General features: G+C 56.5%; 17 protein-coding genes. 4 read left to right on the plus strand and 13 right to left on the minus strand.

Annotated elements, in window-relative coordinates; genetic code table 11:
• The first annotated feature begins 331 nt into the window (after positions 1-331).
• Positions 332-1,345, plus strand: a complete 1,014-nt coding sequence (locus AC0T7J_RS12825) for an aminopeptidase (RefSeq protein WP_473794664.1) — start codon at positions 332-334, stop codon at positions 1,343-1,345.
• A gap of 9 nt (positions 1,346-1,354) precedes the next feature.
• Positions 1,355-1,639 (plus strand): YciI family protein, encoded by a 285-nt coding sequence (locus AC0T7J_RS12830; protein ID WP_473794666.1) that lies wholly within the window; start codon positions 1,355-1,357, stop codon positions 1,637-1,639.
• A gap of 61 nt (positions 1,640-1,700) precedes the next feature.
• Here AC0T7J_RS12830 and AC0T7J_RS12835 read toward each other — a convergent pair whose 3' ends face one another.
• Genes AC0T7J_RS12835 through cysJ form a run of 3 tightly spaced genes read right to left on the minus strand, consistent with a single transcriptional unit; the run spans position 1,701 to position 5,964 of the window.
• Positions 1,701-2,435 (minus strand): phosphoadenylyl-sulfate reductase, encoded by a 735-nt coding sequence (locus AC0T7J_RS12835; protein WP_473794668.1) that lies wholly within the window; start codon positions 2,433-2,435, stop codon positions 1,701-1,703.
• The gene (cysI, locus tag AC0T7J_RS12840; RefSeq protein ID WP_473794670.1) at positions 2,432-4,153 is read right to left on the minus strand and encodes an assimilatory sulfite reductase (NADPH) hemoprotein subunit; all 1,722 of its coding nucleotides are present in this window, start codon (positions 4,151-4,153) and stop codon (positions 2,432-2,434) included. Before cysI ends, AC0T7J_RS12835 begins: the two co-directional genes overlap by 4 nt.
• Positions 4,153-5,964 carry an NADPH-dependent assimilatory sulfite reductase flavoprotein subunit gene (gene cysJ, locus AC0T7J_RS12845; RefSeq protein WP_473794672.1) on the minus strand — a complete coding sequence of 604 codons (1,812 nt, stop codon included), beginning with the start codon at positions 5,962-5,964 and terminating at the stop codon, positions 4,153-4,155. The genes cysI and cysJ overlap by 1 nt, the downstream gene beginning before the upstream one ends.
• 299 nt (positions 5,965-6,263) lie before the next feature.
• Between cysJ and queD the strand changes: the two genes are divergently transcribed.
• Positions 6,264-6,623: a 6-carboxytetrahydropterin synthase QueD gene (gene queD, locus AC0T7J_RS12850; protein WP_010248568.1), complete on the plus strand. Its 360-nt coding sequence runs from the start codon at positions 6,264-6,266 to the stop codon at positions 6,621-6,623.
• Between the two features lie 99 nt (positions 6,624-6,722).
• Here queD and queE read toward each other — a convergent pair whose 3' ends face one another.
• From queE to rlmD, 6 genes are all read right to left on the minus strand, one after another.
• Positions 6,723-7,394 (minus strand): 7-carboxy-7-deazaguanine synthase QueE, encoded by a 672-nt coding sequence (gene queE / locus AC0T7J_RS12855; protein WP_033758767.1) that lies wholly within the window; start codon positions 7,392-7,394, stop codon positions 6,723-6,725.
• Between the two features lie 400 nt (positions 7,395-7,794).
• The gene (gene eno / locus AC0T7J_RS12860) at positions 7,795-9,090 is read right to left on the minus strand and encodes a phosphopyruvate hydratase (RefSeq protein WP_010248571.1); all 1,296 of its coding nucleotides are present in this window, start codon (positions 9,088-9,090) and stop codon (positions 7,795-7,797) included.
• 76 nt (positions 9,091-9,166) lie between these two features.
• Positions 9,167-10,804 (minus strand): glutamine hydrolyzing CTP synthase, encoded by a 1,638-nt coding sequence (gene pyrG / locus AC0T7J_RS12865; protein WP_473794675.1) that lies wholly within the window; start codon positions 10,802-10,804, stop codon positions 9,167-9,169.
• Positions 10,805-11,033: 229 nt separating this feature from the next.
• Positions 11,034-11,822 (minus strand): nucleoside triphosphate pyrophosphohydrolase, encoded by a 789-nt coding sequence (gene mazG, locus AC0T7J_RS12870; protein WP_473794677.1) that lies wholly within the window; start codon positions 11,820-11,822, stop codon positions 11,034-11,036.
• A gap of 158 nt (positions 11,823-11,980) precedes the next feature.
• Positions 11,981-14,212, minus strand: coding sequence for a GTP diphosphokinase (gene relA / locus AC0T7J_RS12875; RefSeq protein WP_473794679.1), 2,232 nt, complete (start codon positions 14,210-14,212; stop codon positions 11,981-11,983).
• Between the two features lie 29 nt (positions 14,213-14,241).
• Positions 14,242-15,558 (minus strand): 23S rRNA (uracil(1939)-C(5))-methyltransferase RlmD, encoded by a 1,317-nt coding sequence (gene rlmD / locus AC0T7J_RS12880; protein WP_473794682.1) that lies wholly within the window; start codon positions 15,556-15,558, stop codon positions 14,242-14,244.
• Positions 15,559-15,652: 94 nt separating this feature from the next.
• Here rlmD and barA point away from each other — a divergent pair, with 94 nt between their 5' ends.
• A complete protein-coding gene (barA, locus tag AC0T7J_RS12885; protein ID WP_473794684.1) occupies positions 15,653-18,382 on the plus strand; it encodes a two-component sensor histidine kinase BarA in 2,730 nt (909 codons plus the stop codon).
• Between the two features lie 158 nt (positions 18,383-18,540).
• On the opposite strand, the gene AC0T7J_RS12890 is transcribed toward barA, so the two are convergent.
• The 4 genes from AC0T7J_RS12890 to gudD form a co-directional block, all read right to left on the minus strand.
• Positions 18,541-19,680 (minus strand): glycerate kinase, encoded by a 1,140-nt coding sequence (locus AC0T7J_RS12890; protein WP_473794686.1) that lies wholly within the window; start codon positions 19,678-19,680, stop codon positions 18,541-18,543.
• A 75-nt stretch (positions 19,681-19,755) separates the two neighbouring features.
• Positions 19,756-20,640: a 2-hydroxy-3-oxopropionate reductase gene (gene garR / locus AC0T7J_RS12895; protein ID WP_473794688.1), complete on the minus strand. Its 885-nt coding sequence runs from the start codon at positions 20,638-20,640 to the stop codon at positions 19,756-19,758.
• A 19-nt stretch (positions 20,641-20,659) separates the two neighbouring features.
• Positions 20,660-21,430 carry a 2-dehydro-3-deoxyglucarate aldolase gene (garL, locus tag AC0T7J_RS12900; protein WP_010248585.1) on the minus strand — a complete coding sequence of 257 codons (771 nt, stop codon included), beginning with the start codon at positions 21,428-21,430 and terminating at the stop codon, positions 20,660-20,662.
• 44 nt (positions 21,431-21,474) lie between these two features.
• Positions 21,475-22,806: a glucarate dehydratase gene (gene gudD / locus AC0T7J_RS12905; RefSeq protein WP_473794689.1), complete on the minus strand. Its 1,332-nt coding sequence runs from the start codon at positions 22,804-22,806 to the stop codon at positions 21,475-21,477.
• Positions 22,807-22,808 lie beyond the last annotated feature (2 nt).

Genomic DNA, 22,808 nt, shown 5'->3' on the forward strand with positions numbered 1-22,808 from the left:
GCGACTATACGTCGCTGGGTTTATCCAGATGAAATTACGAATTGGAATGAGTAGTTACTGAATGGAATAAAGACGCCGCAAAGCACAGAACAATTTGGTCTTAGCAGATGAAATTTAATGGCTTTTTCGTGAACAGGTTCACATATCGAAGGCCGCACCTGCGGCAGCAAAAGCAGATAAGTGCCAGCGAAAATGGCCCGTCACTTATTTCGGTAGTGACAGCGCCCGATTCCACTAACAAAGTGACGGGACAAAAAGGATATAATGCGCGCGGCATGGCTGGCCCTGACCCCATGCGGAACGGCTCCCGAATAATGAAAAAGGATGCACTATGTTTTATTCCCTCCGTTTGAGGGCAGCGACAATTTTATTTGGCGCACTCATTTCCCCGCTGGCTCTGGCCACTCCGCCCGGTCAGTTTGCCGAACAGCAGGTCCGGCATATCGCCACCTTGTTTCCTGGCCGGATGAGCGGTAGCCCGGCTGAGCTGATGGCAGCCGACTACCTGCAACAGCAATTTACTGCGCTGGGTTATAAGACCAATACCCGCCAGTTCAGGACCGGCTATAAGTGGCAGGAAGAGAATGGTACGCAGCGCTGGCATAAGCTCACGGCAACCTCGGTGATTGCCGCGCGTGCAGGCAGCGTGCCGCAGGAGATTTTGATCGTGGCACATCTGGATACCTGGACGCCGCAAAATAGCAGCCAGGCCCAGCACAATCTGGGCGGCTTACGCCTGCAGGGCGTCGATGATAATGCATCGGGTCTTGGCGTGATGCTGGAGCTGGCGCAGCAGCTGAGCCGCAAACCGCTGCACTACGGCATACGCTTTGTGGCGCTGAGCGCCGGAGAGGCCTACCTACATGGCATGGATGATTATGTTGAGCGGATGAGCACGCGTGAGAAGAAGAATACCCTGCTGGTCATCGATCTGAACAGCCTGATCACCGGCGATCATCTCTATTTTAACAGTGGCATGAATACACCCCGGGCTGTGCGCAAGCAGACCAGCGAACGTGCCCTGTTACTGGCACGCCAGCAGGGCATTCCCGCCGCCACTCATCAGCTGAATAGCAAGGACTTCAATGGTCTGAATGCCTTCGACAAGGCGGGCTTTCCGCTACTGGATGTGACCGCCAGCAACTGGACGTTGGGTAACAAAGATGGCGCGCTGCAGCGTCATCGCAGTCACCACTTTCCTGATGGCGTTACCCACCATCAGACTGACCTGGATAACCTGAGCTATCTTGATCGCTGGCTGCCGGGTCAGATAACCCTGCGAACCCGCGACAGCGTCCGCGTGCTGCTGCCGCTGATCAGTGAACTGACCAATCCCAAAGTGTAAGGATCTGACATGTACGTGGTCTTTCTGAATTATGTTCGTCCGATAGAAGAGGTTGAAGCGCTGCTGGCAGGCCATATCGAATGGCTCGATCGTTATTTTGACGCGGGCAGTTTTATTGCTGCAGGACGAAAAGATCCGCGCACGGGCGGCATGTTGCTGGTCAGGGAGATGGAACGAGAAGAGCTGGATGCGATTTTAGCGGAAGATCCGTTTGTGACGGTGGCAGAGTATGAGGTGGCGAAAGTGAATGTGACTCGTGCAGCAGAGGCGTTTGCCGGATTAAAAGGCGCTTAGCTTCCCGCCTGACTGCAGCCAAAAACTTCTCTCCCCTGTGTTCGGGGAGAGAAGTCCTGCGTCAGCCTTCGTGCAGACCACACTCGCGCTTGAGACCGAAGAAGCGCGTCTCTTCTTCTGCCATACCCGGTTCCCACTTGCGGGTGGTATGGGTATCGCCCACCGAAAGATAGCCTTCATCCCACAGTGGATGGTACTTCAGCTTATGCTGTTTCAGGTACTGATGAATCTGGCGGTTATCCCAGTCGATAATCGGCAGCAGCTTAAAGACGCCACGCTGGACGCCCAGCACCGGCAGATTCGCCCGACTGCCCGACTGGTCGCGGCGCAATCCGGCAAACCAGGTCTGCGCCCCCAGGGTTTCAATGGCGCGATTCATCGGCTCAACTTTGTTGATCTCGTTATATTTCTCAATCCCCTCGACGCCCTGTTCCCACAGTTTGCCGTAGCGCGCTTCCTGCCAGGCCGGTGAGGTTTCGGCGCGGAACACTTTAAGGTTGAGATTGAGCTGGTCCGCCAGCTCATCAATAAAACGATAGGTCTCCGGGAACAGATAGCCGGTGTCGGTCAGGATCACCGGAATATCGGGCTGCTGACGCGTCACCAGATGCAGCGACACCGCAGCCTGAATACCGAAGCTGGAGGAGAGCACATAGGCACCCGGCAGATTCTCCAGCGCCCAGCTGACCCGCTCTTCCGCTGATGACTTTTCCAGCTGCGCATTGGTCGCGGCCAGCGCCATAGCACGCTGAACTTTGGACATCTCATTCAGTGCTGCGAGGTCGGGGTGACTCATTTTGCTTCCTCCCAAAAATCGCGTGCCGGGTCCAGCACCGGCGCAACAATGCCCGCGCGGATGGTGAAATCACCAAAGCCTTCCGCGGCCTGGCGCTCAGTGGCCCAGCGTCCCACCAGCTCATCAATGGTGGCGAGAATTTCGCTTTCGTTAATGTTTTCACGGTACATGCGGGGAATACGCGTTCCGCTGCGGTTTCCGCCCAGATGCAGGTTGTAGCGACCTGGCGCTTTACCCACCAGACCCAGCTCAGCCAGCATGGCACGGCCACAGCCGTTGGGACAACCGGTAACGCGTAACACGATGTGCTCATCGCCAACACCATGCGCATGCATGATCCCTTCCACTTTGGTCACGAAGGCAGGCAGGAAGCGCTCGGCTTCTGCCATCGCCAGCGGACAGGTCGGGAACGCCACGCAGGCCATCGAGTTTTCGCGCTGTGCCGTAACGTGATCCATCAGACCATGTTCGCGCGCGATCGCTTCAATCTGCGCTTTTTCACTTTCCGGCACGCCCGCCACAATCAGGTTCTGGTTAGCAGTCAGGCGGAAATCGCCCTGATGGATTTTCGCAATTTCAGCGATGCCGCTTTTCAGCGGTCGGCCCGGATAGTCGAGCAGACGACCGTTTTCAATAAACAGCGTCAGGTGCCATTTGTTATCGATGCCTTTGATCCAGCCAATACGATCGCCACGGGTGGTGAACTCATACGGACGGATCGGCTCAAACGTCACGCCTGCCCGCTTTTCAACTTCGGCCTTAAAGGTCTCGACGCCAACGCGTTCCAGCGTGTACTTGGTTTTGGCGTTTTTACGGTCGGTACGGTTGCCCCAGTCGCGCTGCGTCGTGACCACCGCCTCGGCGACGTCGAGGATCTTCTCTACCGGGAAGTAACCAAACTCGCTGGCGGTGCGCGCATAAGTCGCTTTGTTGCCGTGCTCAATCGACAGCCCGCCACCCACCAGCAGGTTAAAGCCCACCAGCCTGCCGTGCTCGGCGACAGCGACAAAGTTCAGATCGTTGGCGTGCAGATCCACGTCGTTATGCGGCGGGATCACCACGGTAGTTTTGAATTTACGCGGCAGATACGTTTCACCGAGGATCGGCTCTTCGTCGGTGGTGGCGACTTTTTCTTTATCCCACCAGATCTCCGCATAGGCACGGGTGCGTGGCAGCAGATGCTCAGAGAGTTTCTTCGCCCACTCATACGCCTCCTGATGCAGCTCCGACTCAACCGGGTTCGACGTACAGAGCACGTTACGGTTGACATCGTTGGCGGTCGCCAGCGCATCCAGCCCCACTTCATGCAGCATCTGATGCGTCGGCTTGACGTTCTTCTTCAGAATGCCGTGAAACTGGAAGGTCTGGCGGTTAGTCAGACGAATGCTGCCATAAATGGTTTTATCGGTGGCAAATTTGTCGATGGCCAGCCACTGGGTCGGCGTAATGATGCCGCCCGGCAAACGGCAACGCAGCATCATCGCATGACGCGGCTCCAGCTTCTGTTCGGCACGTTCGGCACGAATATCGCGATCGTCCTGCTGGTACATGCCGTGAAAACGGATCAGCAGGAAGTTGTCGCCAGTAAAACCGCCCGTCAGACCCTCTTCCAGATCTTCTTTAATGGTGCCGCGCAGATAGTTACTCTGCTTCTTCAGACGCTCAGCGTCTGCTAATTTGCCTTCTACAACCAGCGGTCCAGGGTGTTTATCGCTCATTAGTAAACGTCTCGCTGATAACGGCGCTCAATGCGCAGCTCACTTAAAAATTCGTCGGCCGCTTCACGATCCATTCCGCCGTGTTCGACCACCACATCCAGCAAGGCCTGCTCGACGTCTTTTGCCATTCGATTCGCGTCGCCACAGACATAAAGATGCGCGCCCTCTTCAATCCAGCGCCACACTTCGGCACCTTTCGCGCGGATCTTATCCTGTACGTAAATCTTCTCTGCCTGATCGCGTGACCAGGCGAGGTCAATATGGGTCAGCAGACCATCCTTCACATATTTCTGCCACTCCACCTGATAGAGGAAATCGTCGGTGAAGTGCGGATTACCAAAGAATAGCCAGTTTTTGCCGCTGGCACCGTCGTTGTCGCGCTGCTGCATAAAGGCGCGGAACGGCGCGATGCCGGTGCCCGGGCCGATCATGATCACTGGCGCGTCCGGATTTGCCGGCAGGCGGAAATTGTCGTTGTGTTCGATGAAGACGCGGACTTCGCCCTCTTCTTCAATGCGATCGGCCAGCCAGGTGGATGCGCCGCCGCCGCGCTGGCGACCTTCAATATCGAAGCGCACAGCACCGACGGTGATATGCACTTCGGTATCGGTTTCGGCCTGCGAAGAGGCGATAGAGTAGAGTCGCGGCGTCAGCGGTCGCAGCAGCCCGGCCAGCTGTTCAGCGCTGAGTTCAGCCGGCGCCAGACGCACCATATCCACAATCGGATAGTGCTGCGCATACTGCTGCAGCCTGGCTTTATCATCCACCAGTGAAAGCAACTCTGCGTTGCGTGACAGCTGGGCATACTGCGCCACGATCTGCGCCGTATTCACCGTCAGCTCGAAATGCGTCTGCAGCGCCTCCGCCAGCGGCAGGGTTTTCCCCTGAATCTCTACCGGCTCATCGCCTTTCAGCCAGACCAGCTCCAGCAGTTCGCTGACCAGCGCCGCGTCGTTTTCATACCAGATGCCCAGCGCATCACCAGGCTGGTAGCGCAGACCGGAGTCGCCCAGATCGATTTCGATATGGCGCACATCTTTGTCTGAGTCCCGGCCGGTGATTTTCTGATTCACCGCCAGACTGGCGCTGAGCGGCGACTCTTTAGTATAGGGGCTGGTGGTCACTTCGTTGACGCTGCCGGCCGCTGTCGCCGCAGCCTGCGCCGGGGATTCAGTGGGAACGCGCTGTTTGAGGATCTCAGTCAGCGCACTGCGCCAGGCGGTGGCCTGCTCTGCATACTCAACATCCGCATCAACCCGATCCAGCAGACGCTCGCCGCCCAGCTCCGCCAGTCGGCTGTCAAAATCTTTACCCGCCTGACTGAAGAATTCATAGGAGGTGTCACCCAGGCCAAATACGGCGAAGGCAGAACCCTCCATTTTCGGTGCCTTTTTCGACATCAGGAATTTATGCAGCGCCACCGCCTCTTCCGGCGGTTCGCCTTCGCCCTGCGTGGAGGTTACAACCACCAGCATTTTTTCCTGGCCAATCTGTTTGAACTTGTAATCACCGGCATTCACCAGGTTTACGTTCAGCTTTGCGGCCAGCAGGTCATCACGCAACTGCTCAGCCAGACGACGTGCGTTGCCAGTCTGGGAGGCGGAAAGCAGCGTAATGGCGGGCGCTTCGGCCGGCACCGGAGCAGATGCAGTGCTGGCGACGGCGCTACCCGGGGTCTGTTCCACCCTGCCCCAGAAATAGCCTGACAGCCACGCCAGTTGAGTCGGGGAATAATCTGTCGTCGCCGCCTGTAAGCGAGCGAGTTGTTCCGGAGAGAGCGGAAGCATTGAACCAGGTGCCTGAGTCGTCATCGCGTTAAAAATTCCAGTATCAGAAGTCCGGACCGTAAAATGGCGGAAGAGTGCCTAGGTTACCGGTCCGTATATTAACGATTAAATACACCTTCGACATATCAAATAACCAAAATGACTAAATGGTTTTCCAGGTAGAAATAATCGTTAAAAGTGATAAGCAAAGCAGTGATATATCAGTTAATTAGCTGGACGCCAGGGCATATTCCGTTATGAACAGGATCGCTTTGTGCGGTGCGGGTGCGAAAAAAGCGGTAATCAGGTAGAATTCAGCGGTTTTTTAATGTCTGAGAACCACTATGTCTACCACCTTGTTTAAAGAGTTCCAGTTCGAAGCCGCGCATCATTTACCGAATGTGCCGGCCGGACACAAATGTGGCCGTCTGCACGGTCATTCGTTCCTGGTTCGTCTGGAGATTACCGGCGAAGTGGATGCGCATACCGGCTGGGTTATGGATTTTGCTGAACTGAAGGCGGCGTTTAAGCCGGTCTACAATCGGCTGGACCACTACTACCTGAATGATATTCCTGGTCTGGAAAATCCCACCAGCGAAGTGCTGGCGAAATGGATCTGGGATCAGATGAAGCCGCAACTGCCACTGCTCAGCGCGGTGATGATCAAAGAAACCTGCACCGCGGGCTGCGTTTACCGCGGCTAAGCCAGTCGGATCGAACCCTTCGATCCGACGCGGCGCTTCTCTCCGTGCGGACTCTGACGCTCAACGCCTGCCGGCTCAATGCGTGCCGCGTCATCAGGATCAGGCGATATTGAGATATTTATGAGTCTGCATCGACAGACGCCAGTTACGGGCAATGCAGGTCTCAATACAGAGCCGGGTTGCATCATCTTTGCGGCTGATCGGCTGCAGGGCGATGATACGCGCTTTGGTGTCATCAATGCCTGCCAGCAGCAGATCCAGCGCTTCCACATCACGTTCGCGCGCCACCGGATGCTTGATTTCATCGGCCCGGCTCAGCGCCTGGGGCAGAACATCGTAGCCACCGCGCATGTTGACCTTCGGCGAGACGGTCACCCAGGTCCGTTCGGAACAGTGAATCTCGTGGGTTCCGCTGGTCTCAATCTGGCACTGGAAACCGTGCTGCTCCAGCGCAGTGGTTAACGGACGCAGATCGTAAATCGCCGGTTCACCACCGGTGATGACCACATGACGCGCCGTCCAGCCCTGCTGCGCAATGGCACTGACCAGGGTCGCCGCGTCGGCATCGCCCCAGGCATCGCTTTCCACCGTCTTGATCAAAATATCGCCCAGCGACGTTTCCCGATCGGTCCGCTTTTCCCAGGTGTGTTTGGTATCGCACCAGCTACAGCCCACCGGGCATCCCTGCAAACGAATGAAAATGGCAGGCACGCCGGTGTAATAACCTTCGCCCTGCAGTGTCTGGAACATTTCGTTAATCGGGTATTGCATTACGGACTCGCTTGAAAAAAACAGGGCGCTGATTATGGCAGATTTGCCGCGCAGCTCAACCACGCGTTGTGCCTTTTCTCCGCGCCGGACAAAACACAAAAGAGGGGCTTCCGACGGCTAACAGGCTCAACACGTGGATGGCCAGGACCGAAGAGCACAGCGTCCCGCGCTCAGGACAAAAACGCCGGGAGCGTTTTTGAACAACGCAAAGCGTTGGCCCGGTAATGGTCGCACCTCAGGGATGAGGTACGTAATCGCGCGGACCGGGCCGGCAGAGATGCCGCTTATGCGATCGGGCCTTGCCATCTGCGTCTGAACACCGCCACCAACAAAAAGCCCCGCACAAGGCGGGGCTTCAGGGGCCGATGATGTCACTTAGCGCGACATCAACGCACAGTCATTACTGACCTTTAACTTCTTTCAGACCGTTGAATGGCGCTTTAGAACCCAGCGCTTCTTCGATACGGATCAGCTGGTTGTACTTAGCCACACGGTCAGAACGGCTCATTGAACCGGTTTTGATCTGGCCCGCTGCAGTACCTACCGCCAGGTCAGCGATGGTCGCATCTTCGGTTTCGCCTGAACGGTGAGAGATCACGGCAGTGTAGCCCGCGTCTTTCGCCATTTTGATCGCAGCCAGAGTTTCAGTCAGAGAACCGATCTGGTTGAATTTGATCAGAATGGAGTTAGCGATACCTTTATCGATACCTTCTTTCAGGATTTTGGTGTTGGTAACGAACAGGTCATCACCCACCAGCTGGATTTTGTCGCCCAGTACTTTGGTCTGGTAGGCGAAGCCGTCCCAGTCAGATTCGTCCAGGCCATCTTCGATAGACACGATCGGATACTGTTTAGTCAGATCTTCCAGGAAGTGGGTGAACTCTTCAGAGGTAAACGATTTACCGCCTTCACCGGCCAGAACGTATTTGCCATCCTTGTAGAACTCAGATGCCGCACAGTCCATCGCCAGGGTGATATCTTTGCCCAGCTCGTAGCCTGCTGCTTTTACCGCTTCAGCGATAACGGCCAGCGCTTCGGCGTTGGAACCCAGGTTAGGCGCGTAGCCACCTTCGTCACCCACTGCAGTGCTCATGCCTTTGCTTTTCAGCACTTTTGCCAGGCTGTGGAACACTTCAGAACCCATACGGATGGCTTCTTTCAGGTTCGGAGCACCAACCGGCTGGATCATGAATTCCTGGATGTCGACGTTGTTATCGGCATGTTCGCCGCCGTTGATGATGTTCATCATTGGCAGTGGCATAGAGTATTTGCCTGGGGTGCCGTTCAGTTCAGCGATGTGCTCATACAGCGGCTGACCTTTAGAGGCTGCAGCAGCTTTAGCGGCTGCCAGTGAAACAGCCAGAATGGCGTTAGCACCGAAGTTAGATTTGTTCTCAGTACCGTCCAGGTCGATCATGATCTTGTCGATGTTCGCCTGATCTTTCGCGTCTTTGCCTTTTACCGCTTCAGCAATCGGACCGTTTACTGCAGCAACGGCTTTGGTTACGCCTTTGCCCAGGTAACGTGATTTGTCACCGTCACGCAGTTCCAGCGCTTCGCGTGAACCAGTAGAGGCGCCTGATGGCGCAGCTGCCAGGCCTACGAAACCGCCTTCCAGATGCACTTCAGCTTCAACAGTCGGGTTACCACGTGAGTCGATGATTTCGCGACCGATGACTTTTACGATTTTGGACATTACGATTTTCCTCAGTACAAGTTAGTCAATCCTAAGACAAGCAACGCGCGAAAAGTTCGCGCGCTGCCTGTGAAACTTACTTCGCTAAACGCTTCTGATGCTCATGCGCGGCTTTAACAAAGCCGGCAAACAACGGATGGCCGTCGCGTGGGGTCGAGGTAAACTCAGGGTGGAACTGGCAGGCCACAAACCACGGATGGTTCGGGATCTCGATAATCTCAACCAGTTGATCATCACCAGAGCGACCTGCTACGCGCAGACCGGCTGCTTCAATCTGCTTTAACAGCATATTGTTCACTTCATAGCGGTGGCGATGGCGCTCAACGATAGTGTCAGAGCCGTAGAGCTGGCGAACCTGGCTGCCCGGCGTTAACTGACACTGCTGGCTACCCAGACGCATGGTGCCGCCCAGATCGCTCTGCTCGCTGCGGACTTCGACGTTACCATCTTCGTCACGCCATTCGGTGATTAATGCCACCACCGGGTATTTACAGTCTGGCACAAATTCCGTGGAGTTGGCGTCCGGCATCCCGGCGACGTTGCGGGCAAACTCCATCAGCGCGACCTGCATGCCAAGGCAGATGCCAAGATATGGCACGTTGTTTTCACGTGCGTACTGCGCGGTCATCAGCTTGCCTTCCACGCCACGGTAACCGAAGCCACCCGGGATCAGAATCGCATCCAGATCTTTCAGTAATTCGACACCGCGTGATTCAACATCCTGCGAATCGATCAATTTGATGTTCACGGTGACGCGATTTTTCAGGCCGCCATGTTTAAGCGCTTCGATTACTGACTTGTAGGCATCCGGCAATTCAACATACTTGCCCACCATACCGATGGTGACTTCACCACCCGGATTGGCTTCTTCGTAGATCACCTGCTCCCATTCGGCCAGGTTGGCTTCCGGTGCATTCAGGTTGAAGCGCTTGCAGATATAGTCATCCAGGCCCTGCGATTTCAGCATGCCAGGGATCTTGTAAATGGAATCAACGTCTTTCAGCGAGATAACCGCTTTTTCAGGGACGTTACAGAACAGGGCGATTTTAGCGCGCTCGTTGGCCGGTACGGCACGGTCAGAACGGCAAATCAGCACGTCTGGCTGAATACCAATTGACAGCAGCTCTTTCACTGAGTGCTGGGTCGGTTTGGTTTTCACTTCACCGGCTGCCGCCATATACGGCACCAGCGTCAGGTGCATATACATGGTGTGTTCGCGGCCTACATCCACGGCCATCTGGCGAATCGCTTCCAGGAACGGCAGTGATTCGATATCCCCGACCGTGCCGCCGATTTCGACCAGCACCACATCATGACCTTCACCGCCTTCAATAATGCGTTCTTTGATGGCATTGGTGATGTGCGGAATAACCTGAATGGTAGCGCCCAGATAGTCGCCACGGCGCTCTTTGCGCAGGACTTCTGAGTAGATACGGCCAGTGGTGAAGTTGTTACGACGCGACATTTTGGTACGGATGAAGCGCTCGTAGTGACCCAAATCCAGATCGGTTTCAGCGCCGTCATCAGTGACGAAAACTTCACCGTGCTGCGTCGGGCTCATGGTGCCTGGATCCACGTTGATATACGGGTCCAGCTTCATGATGGTCACGTTCAGACCACGGGCTTCGAGAATGGCTGCGAGGGAGGCTGCGGCAATGCCTTTACCCAGAGAGGAAACGACCCCGCCGGTCACAAAAATATAATTCGTTGTCATGCTGAACCTGAGAGTTTAGGTTTAAAGACGGTGGAATAACCAGGACGGGAAAACAGTATACTGGAAACCGCTATCAGCCACAATTGATGAATCACCGCCATCCTCCAACGCATTGCTGCGGCTAACATAGCCGATAGCCGCGAAAGAAATGTTGACGTGCGTCACAAAGTTGCCGTCAGGCTGAATCGAGTAAGCGAAAGCGGTGACTTTATGCACAGTGCTGGAATAATCAGCGCTTCTCGCCCCATTTCACCTGCTGCCAGGCGGCTTCCATCTGCTCCAGCGTAGCACCCGGCATCGTTAACCCCTGTGCCGCGATGATCGCTTCGACTTCGCGGAACCGGCGCTCAAACTTGTCATTGGCCTTTTGCAGTGCAGTTTCCGCTTTGCTGCCCAGATGGCGCGACAGGTTAACCGTGGCGAACAGCAGGTCGCCAATCTCCTCTTCCAGCTTCTCGCTATCCACCACACTCTGCTGCGCCTCGTGCATCACTTCATCAATCTCTTCATGCACTTTAGCCACCACCGGCCCCAGCGTGGTCCAGTCGAATCCGACATTGTGACAACGCTTCTGAATCTTGTGGGCGCGCATCAGTGCGGGCAGAGCCTTAGGAATATCATCCAGCGCCGAATGCTGGGCTTTGTCAGCCCGTTCGGCGGTTTTTATCGCTTCCCAGTTTTTCAGCACGTCGCTGCTGGTTTCTGCTGTGGCATCGCCAAAAATGTGCGGATGCCGGCGCTCCAGTTTGTCGCTGATGGCGTGGCAGATATCCTCAAAATTAAAGCGATCCTGTTCGCTGGCCATCTGCGCATAGAACACCACCTGAAACAGCAAATCGCCCAGCTCACCGCGCAGATCGTCAAAATCTTCGCGCTGGATGGCGTCCAGCACTTCGTAGGTCTCTTCCAGCGTATAGGGCGCGATGGTGGCAAAAGTCTGTTCACGATCCCACGGACAACCCTGTTGTGGATCGCGCAGGGTTTTCATTATGCCAAGCAGGCGCTCAATAGCGTTCATTCAGGAGGGTCCTTGATTAGTGAGATAACAGGCAACGGGCGAAGAGGCAAAGCGTACAACACGGCTGGACGCGGTAAACAGCGTCCGGCCGTGTCTGGTGGTGCAGAAAACGCCTGCGCAACCTCCTGCTGCCGGTTGCCTCAGTGCCTGCCTGAATATCAGTGCAGGCGACGGGCGTCAATGATATCTGAAACCTGGTTCAGACGCGCCAGGACGCGTCCCAGTACCTGATGGTTATAGATCTCAATATCCATGTCGATGGTCGCCAGCTGTTTTTTGGTGTCGCTACGGCTTGAGACGCCCAGTACATTCACTTTCTCGTTGGCGAGAATGGTAGTGATGTCGCGCAGTAAGCCGCTGCGATCGTTGGCGGTCACGCGCACCACCAGCGAATAGCCGCTGGAGTAGCTTTCGCCCCATACCGCATCGACGATACGTTCCGGCGCATGCGAAGTGAGCTCAGCCAGCTGGTCGCAATCGGCGCGGTGAATGGAGATGCCGCGCCCCTGGGTGATGAAGCCGACAATATCATCCCCCGGAATCGGCTGGCAGCAGCGGGCAATGTGATGCATCAGGTTGCCCACGCCTTCCACGACGACGCGTCCGCTCTCTTTGCGTGCAGAGGGCGTGTACGATTTCTGGGTCAGCTGACGCAGCGCTTCGCGATCTTCCTCTTCGGCGCTCGGCTTATTCAGCTTCGCCTGCAGGAAGTTAACCATCTGGTTAAGACGAATATCGCCACCGCCAATCGCCGCGAGCAGCTCTTCAAGCGAGGTCACGTTATAGCGCGGCAGCAGCAGTTTTTCCGCTTCACGCAGGCTGATATCCAGCTGATTCAGTTCGTTGTCCAGAATCTGCCGTCCGGCAATAATATTCTTATCGCGATCCTGCTTGCGGAACCAGTTGTGGATCTTCGAGCGTCCACGGTTGGTGGTGATGTAGCCCAGATTCGGATTAAGCCAGTCGCGGCTCGGGTTTGGCTGCTTCTGGGTGATCACCTCAACCTGATCGCCCATCTGCAGCTGGTAGGTGAACGGCACGATGCGGCCACCGATTTTCGCGCCGATGCAGCGGTGACCGATGTCGCTGTGAATATGATAGGCAAAGTCGAGCGGCGTCGATCCAGCGGGCAGATCCACCACGTCGCCTTTCGGGGTAAAGACGTAAACCCGGTCATCGAACACCTGGCTGCGGACCTCTTCCAGCAGCTCGCCGGAGTCCGCCATCTCTTCCTGCCAGCTGATGAGCTTGCGCAGCCAGGCGATCCGCTCTTCATGACCGGCTGCGCCACGCGCGCTGCTCGAAGTTGGCCCCTCTTTATATTTCCAGTGCGCCGCCACGCCCAGCTCGGCATCTTCATGCATCTGGCGGGTACGAATCTGGATTTCCACCGTTTTGCCCTGCGGCCCTAACACCACCGTATGAATCGACTGGTAGCCGTTGGGTTTAGGGTTAGCGACGTAGTCATCAAACTCACTGGGCAGATGGCGATAGAGCGTATGTACCGTTCCCAGCGCGCCGTAGCAATCCTGCAGGCGATCGGCGACGATGCGCACTGCCCGCACGTCAAACAGCTCATCAAAGGCCAGCGACTTTTTCTGCATCTTGCGCCAGATGCTGTAGATATGTTTCGGACGGCCATAGACTTCAGCGCGCACGCCCTCTTTGACCATCTCTTTGCGCAGATTACTGACGAAGTTTTCGATGTACTGCTCACGGTCAATACGCCGCTCATGCAGTAATTTGGCGATGCGCTTATATTCGTCGGGATGCAGGTAGCGGAAGCAGTAATCTTCCAGCTCCCATTTGAGCTGACCAATACCGAGACGGTTGGCCAGTGGCGCATAGATATTGGTGCTCTCTTTGGCGGCCAGTACCCGCTCATCTTCCGGCGCATCTTTCATTTCGCGCAGGTTCATGATGCGTTCGGCCAGCTTCAGCACCACGCAGCGGAAATCTTCCACCATCGCCAGCAGCATGCGGCGGACGTTATCCACCTGTTCAGAGGCCATGGAGTCGTTGTGGATCGCTTTCAGCTGGCGGATGGCGTCCATATCGCGCACGCCGTGTACCAGCGAGACGATGCCTTTGCCGACGGCGGTTTCCAGCTCCTCTTCACTCACCACTTCATCGTTAGCCAGCGGGAAAATCAGTGCTGCACACAGGCTTTCAATATCCATGCTAAGCATTGAGAGGATTTCAACCATCTCAATACCGCGCCACAGCAGCAGCGACTGGTCGGGATGGCCCTGCGTCTGCGCTTCACAGTAGCGCCACGTCTCGGCAACACGTTGACATGATTGCGGGTTGGCAATACCGAGACTGGCGATCCACTGGTCGAGGGCGAAATCCCCCTCAGTATTTAAATGCGCACTTCTGACCGCAACCATAACCTCTCCTGCACAACGACATACATCGCTTATGTTTTTCTGAACAGCACCATGGATTCGAGATGACGGGTATGTGGGAACATATCCAGCATCGCGACCCTTTCCAATTGGTAGCCTGCCGACAGCAATGTCTGGCTGTCGCGGGCGAGTGTGGTGGGATTACACGAAACATAGACCACGCGTTCTGGTGCAAGTTTAACCACATGCGCCATTACGCCCGCAGCCCCGGCACGTGCCGGATCGAGTAATACCTTGTTAAATCCCTGTGCCGCCCACGGCTGGCGCGACACATCTTCTTCCAGATTATGCTGAAAGAAACTGACATTTTTAAGATTATTCAAATCAGCATTATACGCTGCCTGCCGCACTAATGCTGCAACCCCCTCCACACCAACCACATTTTGTACGAAGATTCCTATAGGAAGTGTGAAGTTTCCCATGCCGCAAAACAGATCCAGCACCCGATCTTCCGGCTGCAGATCGAGCCAGGCAATCGCCTTCGCGACCATCTGCTGATTAAGCGCATCGTTAACCTGAATAAAATCCTGTGGGCTAAAGGTTAGCTTAAGCTGGTGAGATTGATAAAACGGCGTCGACTCACTTAACGCACTCAATTCTTCCTCACCCGCATCCAGGAACAGCATCAGCTGATGCTTATGCGAAAACTGTTCCAGTTTTTCACGGTCATCCGCATGCAGCGCATCAAGATGGCGCAGAATCATCAGCGGACCGTTGTCCGCCAGCACCAGCTCCACATGCCCGAGACGCCTGACGGCGCGCAGGTCGCTGAGACACTGGTGCAGCGGAATCAGTAACGCCTCAAGTTCGGGCACTAAAATGGGACATTGCTGAATATCGACCAGATCGTTGCTGGCTTCCTGACGGAATCCCATCTGCAACCGCTGCGCCTTATTTTGCCATTGCAGCCCCAGACGGGCGCGACGGCGATAGCCCCAGGGCTGACCGGCAATCACCTCATCCACCGCCACATTTTGTGCGGTGGCCTGGCTCAGCATCCGGCTCAGCGCCTGGGCTTTGCTCTGCTGTTGCAGCGCCACATCGGCATGCTGCTGCTGGCAGCCGCCGCAGCGATCATAGTGTGGGCAGCGCGGTGTGACGCGGGCCGGACTGCGGCTAATCAGGCGTGTCACTTTCGCCCGGGCAAATTGACGTTTATCCTCTGTCAGCACGATCTCCGCCTGTTCACCCGGCAGAGCACCGGCGACAAAAACCGTTTTGCCCTTGTGGCGCGCCACCCCCTGTCCGAACGGGTCGAGCTCTTCGATGGTGACGGTGATCCGTTGTTGCGTCGTCACGCGCTGTTTTGCAACGTAAAATTGCGCCATAGTGTTATTCATTCTCTTTATCGAAAACGACCTGCATAGTTTTTGTCGACAGTATGCACAGGGACGTTAATGCCGGAGTAGCCAGGCGACTATTATGACCAAATACAGCCTGCGGGCGCGAATGATGATTTTAATTCTGGCACCCACGCTGATGGTTGGCCTGCTGCTCAGCTCATTTTTTGTGGTGCACCGCTACAATGAACTGCAGCGCCAGGTGATCGATGCCGGGGCCAATATCATCGAGCCGCTGGCCATCTCCAGCGAATACAGCATGACCTGGCACAACCGTGACGCCATGCGTGAACTGGTCAGTTTGCTGCACCGCCGCCATTCCGGCATTGTCCGGGCGATCTCGGTATTTGATAACCACAACCAACTCTACGTCACCTCCAATCACAAGCAGAACCTCAGCCTGTTGCAACAGGATGATATCCGCTCCCTGCCCGACGATGTCTCCATGGAGCGTCACGGCAACGTATTGATTCTGCGCACACCGATTACCACCGAGCGTTACGATGTGGATGAATTGCCAGACGAAGATGCCAAGCCGTCGGGCAATCCGCTGGGCTACGTGGCGATAGAACTGGATCTGCAATCGGTGCGCCTGCAGCAATACAAAGAGGTGTTTGTCGCCACGCTGATGCTGCTCTTCTGCCTCTGCCTCGCCATGCTGTTTGCCTATCGGCTGATGCGCGATGTCACCGGCCCGATCCGGAATATGGTCACCACCGTTGACCGCATCCGTCGCGGTCAGCTCGACAGCCGCGTTGAGGGATACATGCTGGGTGAACTCAGCATGCTGAAAAACGGGATTAATGCGATGGCGATGTCGCTGACCGCCTATCACGAAGAGATGCAGCACAATATCGATCAGGCGACCTACGATCTGCGCGAGACGCTGGAACAGCTGGAGATTCAGAACGTTGAGCTGGATCTGGCGAAAAAACGCGCCCAGGAAGCGGCGCGCATCAAATCTGAGTTTCTGGCCAATATGTCGCATGAACTGCGGACGCCGCTTAATGGCGTGCTGGGCTTTACCCGGCAGATGCTGAAAACCCAACTGCGCACCACCCAGCGCGACTATATGCAGACCATTGAACGCTCAGCCAATAACCTGCTCAGTATTATCAATGACGTGCTCGATTTCTCGAAGCTGGAAGCGGGCAAGCTGATGCTGGAGGCGATCCCCTTCCCGCTGCGTGCCACACTGGATGAAACGCTGGTGCTGCTGGCGCCGTCGGCGCATGACAAAGGGCTGGAGCTGACGGTGGTGTGTGACAGCAGCGTGCCGGACAACGTGATTGGCGACGCGCTGCGCCTGCAACAGATTCTGATTAACCTGATCGGAAACGCCATCAAGTTTACCGAGAAAGGCTACATCGGCCTGCGCGTCGGCCAGCGGGTGATTACGCAGTCGCGCGTCGAGCTGGAGATTCAGGTTGAAGATAGCGGCATCGGCATCTCTGAGCAGCAACAGACGCAGTTGTTCCAGGCGTTCCGTCAGGCTGACGCCAGCATTTCGCGCCGTCATGGCGGCACCGGGCTGGGGCTGGTGATCACCCAAAAACTGGTGCGGGAGATGGGCGGCGAAATCACTTTCAGTAGCCAGCCGGACGAGGGTTCTGTCTTTGTGATTCGCGTGCAGCTGGATCTCAATCCCAACGCGCCCGGCATGCCACGCGTGCTGGATGCGCTGTCACAGGCGCGTATTGCCTATGTGGAAGCGGATGCTAACGTTGCCAGCGCGGCGCTGGAGATGCTAAGCGCCACCCCATTGCAGATCGATTACAGCGCAACGCTGGAGGGATTAAAAGCGTCTCACTATCCGCTACTGCTGATGGCGATGCCGGTCGGCATCAGCCAGCCCGAGCTGCTCAATGAGCGCATGATTAATGGGCTGCTGGATCGGGCAGACAACGTGCTGATGGCGCTTCCCAGCCCGATGATGTTACTGGCGGATGAGCTCAAGGTACGCGGCATTGACGGCTGTATCGCTAAACCGATCTCCCTGACCCGACTCCTGCCGATGTTACTGGATCTGCATACCCGTCAGATCAGCGAACTGCCGCTTTCACCCCGGCTGCCGCTGACGGTGATGGCGGTGGATGATAATCCTGCCAATCTCAAGCTGATTGGCGCGCTGCTGGAGGAGCAGGTGCAGAACATCCTGTTGTGCAGCAGCGCCGAACACGCTATCCGTGAAGCACGTCAGCAGTCGCTGGATGTGATTCTTATGGATATTCAGATGCCGGACATCGATGGCATTCGCGCCAGCGAGATTATCCGCAGCATGCCGCATCATGCCAGTACCCCGATTGTGGCGGTCACCGCCCATGCGATTGATGGTGAGCGTGAACAATTGATCAAGGCGGGCATGAATGACTATCTTGCCAAACCGATTGATGAGAGCAAGTTAAGGCAGCTGCTGGCGCGCTATACGCCGCCGCCGGTGGTTTCCGTGCCGGAACTGCTGCCAATATTACCTACCCTGGACTGGCAACTGGCGCTGCGACAGGCGGCGAACAAAGCCGATCTGGCACGCGATCTGCTACGGATGCTGCTGGAATTTTTACCGGAAGTGCATGCGAAGATGGCGCAGTTTATGTCGACCAATGAGGTCAACGCCCTGCGTGAGATTATTCACAAGCTGCACGGCAGTGCCAGCTACAGCGGCGTGCCGCGCATGAAGCAACTCTGCCATCAGCTGGAAAGAGAGCTGCTTGAGGCCAGTGATATCGCTGCGCTGGAGCCGGAACTGCTGGAGCTGCAGGATGAAATGGAGAATGTCGCCCGAGAAGCGCGGCGGCTGCTGGGGATTGGGTAAGGCTTCTGTCGCTACCGCAGAAGCCTTACCCGGCCGCATATCCGCGCTAACCGATCGCGGTCTGCCGCGGTAAAGAACGTGCGGCAAAAGCGGTGAGCCTGCGTGTTCCTGCCATGGTTAAAACCGGCCCACGTTACGTGGCCGGTTAAGGCTGGCGGTCAGTGAAAGCCGGCGAGTTTTAAGGTAGCGGCCACATTACGCGCCGTCATCTCAACATTCTTTCCGGCGCTGGCGAGTGCCTCATCCAGCGTACAGATACTGTAGAGCACGCTGAATACCGCATCGATCCCGTGCTGATGCACCACGCCAACATCCGCCGTCAGGCTTCCGGCGATACCAATCACCGGCTTATTAAAGCGCTTCGCCACGCTGGCAACCCCGATCGGCACCTTGCCATTAATACTCTGGCTGTCGATCCGCCCTTCACCGGTAATCACCAGGTCAGCATCTTTTACCTGTTCAGCCAGTCCCAGCGCCTCAGTGACAATCTCAATGCCGCGCCGCAGCTCTGCCTGACAAAAGGCGTGCAGTGCCGCACCCATCCCGCCCGCTGCACCGCCGCCCGGAATATGCAGCACATCGATATCGAGATCGCGGTGAATAATCGCGGCGTAATGAGCCAGCGCCTGATCGAGCTGCTCCACCAGCGCCGGTGTCGCCCCTTTCTGCGGGCCAAAAATAGCCGATGCACCCTCTTTGCCCGTCAGCGGATTCGTGACGTCACAGGCCACTTCAATGCGGCACTGATGAATGCGGGCGTCCAGCACGTCAATATCAATGCTGGCAAGATCGGTGAGCGCCCCGCCACCGTGACCGATCTCGCAGCCCTGGTCGTCCAGCAGCCGGGCACCCAGCGCCTGCATCATACCGGCTCCGCCATCATTCGTGGCGCTGCCGCCGATACCAATGATGATGTGACCGACCCCCTTATCGAGTGCATGCCTGATCAACTCGCCGGTGCCAAATGAGGTCGTTATCAACGGGTCACGCTGAGACGCAGGCACCCGCTCCAGTCCGCTGGCCGCAGCCATTTCGATATAGGCGGTGGACTCATCGCCGGACAGGCCATAAAAGGCGTCGACCTGCGAACCCAGTGGCCCCGTCACCTTCAGCCTGACGATTTTTCCTTTCGTCGCCGCCACCATCGCTTCTACCGTTCCTTCGCCGCCGTCGGCGACCGGTATTTTCACGTAATGCGCATCGGGGAAGATGTCACGGAAACCCGCTTCAATCGCCGACGCCACATCCAGGGCGGATAAACTCTCTTTATATGAATCCGGTGCGATTACGATTTTCATAGGCAATCCGAGCGCAGTTGAGTAATTGAAACGGCTCTGAACCAGTCCGGTTTCCGCAGAGACCGGCACCGGATTTTAGCGGGCTATTTCAACCTTCGCTAACTTCTCATAATAGCAGGCCAGCGCGCTGTGGTCGGCGGTACCCTGCCCGTCGTTACGCAGCGCCTGCATCATCTCCATCACCGCAGCCGTCAGCGGCAGATGCGCGCCGATGCTGTGCGAGGTATCCAGCGCGTTCGCCAGATCTTTGATATGCAGGTCAATGCGGAAGCCGGGCTTGAAGTTGCGATCCATCACCATGGGCGCTTTGGCATCCAGCACCGTACTGCCGGCCAGGCCGCCACGAATCGCCTGATAGACCAGATCCGGATTCACACCCGCTTTGGTCGCCAGTGATAACGCCTCGGACATCGCCGCAATATTCAGCGCCACAATCACCTGGTTGGCCAGCTTAGTCACGTTACCCGCACCGATATCGCCGGTATGCACCACCGATCCCGCCATTGATTTCATGATGTCGTAGCAGGCATCGAATACCGCTTTATCACCGCCGACCATTACAGAGAGCGTGCCTTCGATTGCTTTGGGTTCACCGCCACTGACCGGCGCATCCAGCATTTTGATCCCTTTTTCTGCCAGCGCATCATGGACTTCACGGCTCGCCAGCGGCGCAATCGAACTCATATCGATGACCACCAGGCCTGGCTTCGCCCCTTCGATAATGCCATTTTTACCCAGACAGACTTCGATGACCTGCGGCGAGTTGGGCACCATGGTAATCACCACATCGCACTGCTCAGCCACCTCTTTTGGCGATTTCGCCACGGTCGCGCCCAGTTCAGTCAGTTCCGCTTCGTTGTCAGCGTTATGATCGCGCACCACCAGCGAATAACCGGCTTTCACCAGATTTTTACTCATTGGTTTGCCCATAATACCCAGGCCGATAAATCCAATTTTCATTGCGTTTCCCCTTGTTTGATTAGCGCTTAAATTTGTCGCATAACGCCTGAGAGGCGTTGCGGAACATACCGACATCGCTGCCGACGGCGACAAAAGTGGCACCCCACTCCAGATAACGACGCGCGTCCGCTTCCACCGGTGCCAGAATGCCGCTCGGCTTACCGGCGGCTTTGGCGCGTTCAAAAATGTGTTTAATCACTTTCAGCACTTCAGGATGCGCGGGCTGACCGAGATAGCCCAGCGCAGCAGAGAGATCGCCCGGCCCGACAAAAATACCGTCGACACCGTCAACCGCCGCGATGGCGTCAATGTTGTCGACCGCCTGCTGAGTTTCGATCTGCACCAGCACCGTAATGTTGTCATTGATAGTGCTGTTGTAATCCGGCAGGGTGCCGTACATGTTGCTGCGATGCGAAACCGAGACACCGCGAATGCCAGCTGGTGGATAGCGGGTTGAAGCGACGGCACGCACTGCTTCCTCTTCGGTCTCGACAAAGGGCACCAGGAAGTTATTAAACCCGATATCCAGCAGACGCTTAATGATCACCGGCTCGTTGCAGGGCGGGCGTACCACGGGCGCACTGTGGCTGCCTTTAAGCGCCATCAGCTGCGGCACAAACGTGGTGATATCGTTGGGCGCGTGTTCGCCATCCAGCACCAGCCAGTCAAAACCGGCCAGCCCTAAAATCTCGGTAGAAATCGGGCTGGCAAGCGCACACCAGCTGCCGATCAGGGTTTCACCCGCTAACAAACGACGACGAAATCCATTTGGCCAGGCTGCATTACTCATGGTTAAACTCCTGTGACGATGGCTCCGCAAGGGAGCCGAAAAGGTTAACGTACCAGGCACGGGCGTTTATTGTCGTAGGTCCATCCCGGCACTAAAAATTGCATTGCTTCGGCATCGTCACGCGCGCCCAGTCCCTGCTTCTGATAGAGCGCATTGGCCTGCATCACCTGATCCATATCCAGCTCGACGCCGAGACCCGGTTTCTGCGGTACCTGCACCATGCCGCCTTTGATCTGGAATGGCTCTTTGGTCAGGCGCTGATTGCCCTCCTGCCAGATCCAGTGAGTATCAATGGCGGTGATCGCGCCCGGCGCGGCAGCGGCGACGTGGGTGAACATCGCCAGCGAAATATCGAAGTGGTTATTGGAGTGCGAGCCCCATGTCAGGCCGAAGTCGTGACACATCTGTGCCACCCGCACCGAACCCTGCATGGTCCAGAAGTGCGGATCTGCCAGCGGAATGTCCACCGACTGCAGCGACAGGGTATGCCCCATCTGACGCCAGTCGGTGGCGATCATATTGGTGGCGGTTGGCATGCCGGTGGCGCGACGGAACTCCGCCATCACTTCACGGCCGGAGTAGCCCTGCTCCGCGCCACAGGGATCTTCTGCGTAGGCGAGCACATCTTTGAGCTGTTTGCCGAGCATGATCGCTTCGTTGAGCGACCAGGCCCCGTTGGGATCAAGGGTGATACGGGCTTCAGGAAAACGCTTAGCCAGCGCTGTGACCGCTTCGGCCTCTTCGCCGCCGCGCAGCACGCCGCCTTTGAGTTTGAAATCGTTGAAACCATATTTCTCATACGCCGCTTCCGCCAGCCGCACCACCGCATCCGGGGTGAGCGCTTCTTCGTGGCGCAGGCGATACCAGTCGCACGGATCGCTCTCCTGGCTCTGGTAAGAGAGGGACGTTTTGCGGCGATCGCCGATATAGAACAGGTAGCCGAGCATCTCAACGCGGTCGCGCTGTTGTCCGTCGCCCAGCAGCGAGGCCACATTAACCTCCAGATGCTGACCCAGCAGGTCAAGCAGTGCCGCTTCAATGCCGGTCACCACATGAATAGTGGTGCGCAGATCGAAGGTCTGAGTGCCGCGCCCGCTGGCATCGCGGTCGGCGAAGGTGCTGCGCACCAGGCTGAGAATGTTTTTGTATTCGCCCACGGTTTTGCCAATCACCAGCGACGCCGCGTCTTCCAGCGTCTGGCGGATTTTTTCGCCGCCCGGGATTTCGCCGACGCCGGTGTGTCCGGCGTTATCTTTGATAATCACAATGTTGCGGGTAAAGAATGGCGAGTGAGCGCCGCTGAGGTTCAGCAGCATGCTGTCGTAGCCTGCGACCGGAATAACCTGCATGGCGGTGACTTTCGGTGTTGAACTCATCT

The organism is Pantoea sp. E956-1 (assembly GCF_982223955.1).

Excerpts from the sequence above, each read along its gene's own strand:
- garR (WP_473794688.1), bottom strand. The coding sequence starts at position 20,640 with ATGAAAATTGGATTTATCGGCCTGGGTATTATGGGCAAACCAATGAGT.
- relA (WP_473794679.1), bottom strand. The coding sequence starts at position 14,212 with ATGGTTGCGGTCAGAAGTGCGCATTTAAATACTGAGGGGGATTTCGCC.
- pyrG (WP_473794675.1), bottom strand. The coding sequence starts at position 10,804 with ATGACAACGAATTATATTTTTGTGACCGGCGGGGTCGTTTCCTCTCTG.
- garL (WP_010248585.1), bottom strand. The coding sequence starts at position 21,430 with ATGAGTAATGCAGCCTGGCCAAATGGATTTCGTCGTCGTTTGTTAGCG.
- gudD (WP_473794689.1), bottom strand. The coding sequence starts at position 22,806 with ATGAGTTCAACACCGAAAGTCACCGCCATGCAGGTTATTCCGGTCGCA.
- cysJ (WP_473794672.1), bottom strand. The coding sequence starts at position 5,964 with ATGACGACTCAGGCACCTGGTTCAATGCTTCCGCTCTCTCCGGAACAA.
- eno (WP_010248571.1), bottom strand. The coding sequence starts at position 9,090 with ATGTCCAAAATCGTAAAAGTCATCGGTCGCGAAATCATCGACTCACGT.
- cysI (WP_473794670.1), bottom strand. The coding sequence starts at position 4,153 with ATGAGCGATAAACACCCTGGACCGCTGGTTGTAGAAGGCAAATTAGCA.
- AC0T7J_RS12825 (WP_473794664.1), top strand. The coding sequence starts at position 332 with ATGTTTTATTCCCTCCGTTTGAGGGCAGCGACAATTTTATTTGGCGCA.
- AC0T7J_RS12890 (WP_473794686.1), bottom strand. The coding sequence starts at position 19,680 with ATGAAAATCGTAATCGCACCGGATTCATATAAAGAGAGTTTATCCGCC.
- queD (WP_010248568.1), top strand. The coding sequence starts at position 6,264 with ATGTCTACCACCTTGTTTAAAGAGTTCCAGTTCGAAGCCGCGCATCAT.
- AC0T7J_RS12835 (WP_473794668.1), bottom strand. The coding sequence starts at position 2,435 with ATGAGTCACCCCGACCTCGCAGCACTGAATGAGATGTCCAAAGTTCAG.
- AC0T7J_RS12830 (WP_473794666.1), top strand. The coding sequence starts at position 1,355 with ATGTACGTGGTCTTTCTGAATTATGTTCGTCCGATAGAAGAGGTTGAA.
- rlmD (WP_473794682.1), bottom strand. The coding sequence starts at position 15,558 with ATGGCGCAATTTTACGTTGCAAAACAGCGCGTGACGACGCAACAACGG.
- mazG (WP_473794677.1), bottom strand. The coding sequence starts at position 11,822 with ATGAACGCTATTGAGCGCCTGCTTGGCATAATGAAAACCCTGCGCGAT.
- queE (WP_033758767.1), bottom strand. The coding sequence starts at position 7,394 with ATGCAATACCCGATTAACGAAATGTTCCAGACACTGCAGGGCGAAGGT.
- barA (WP_473794684.1), top strand. The coding sequence starts at position 15,653 with ATGACCAAATACAGCCTGCGGGCGCGAATGATGATTTTAATTCTGGCA.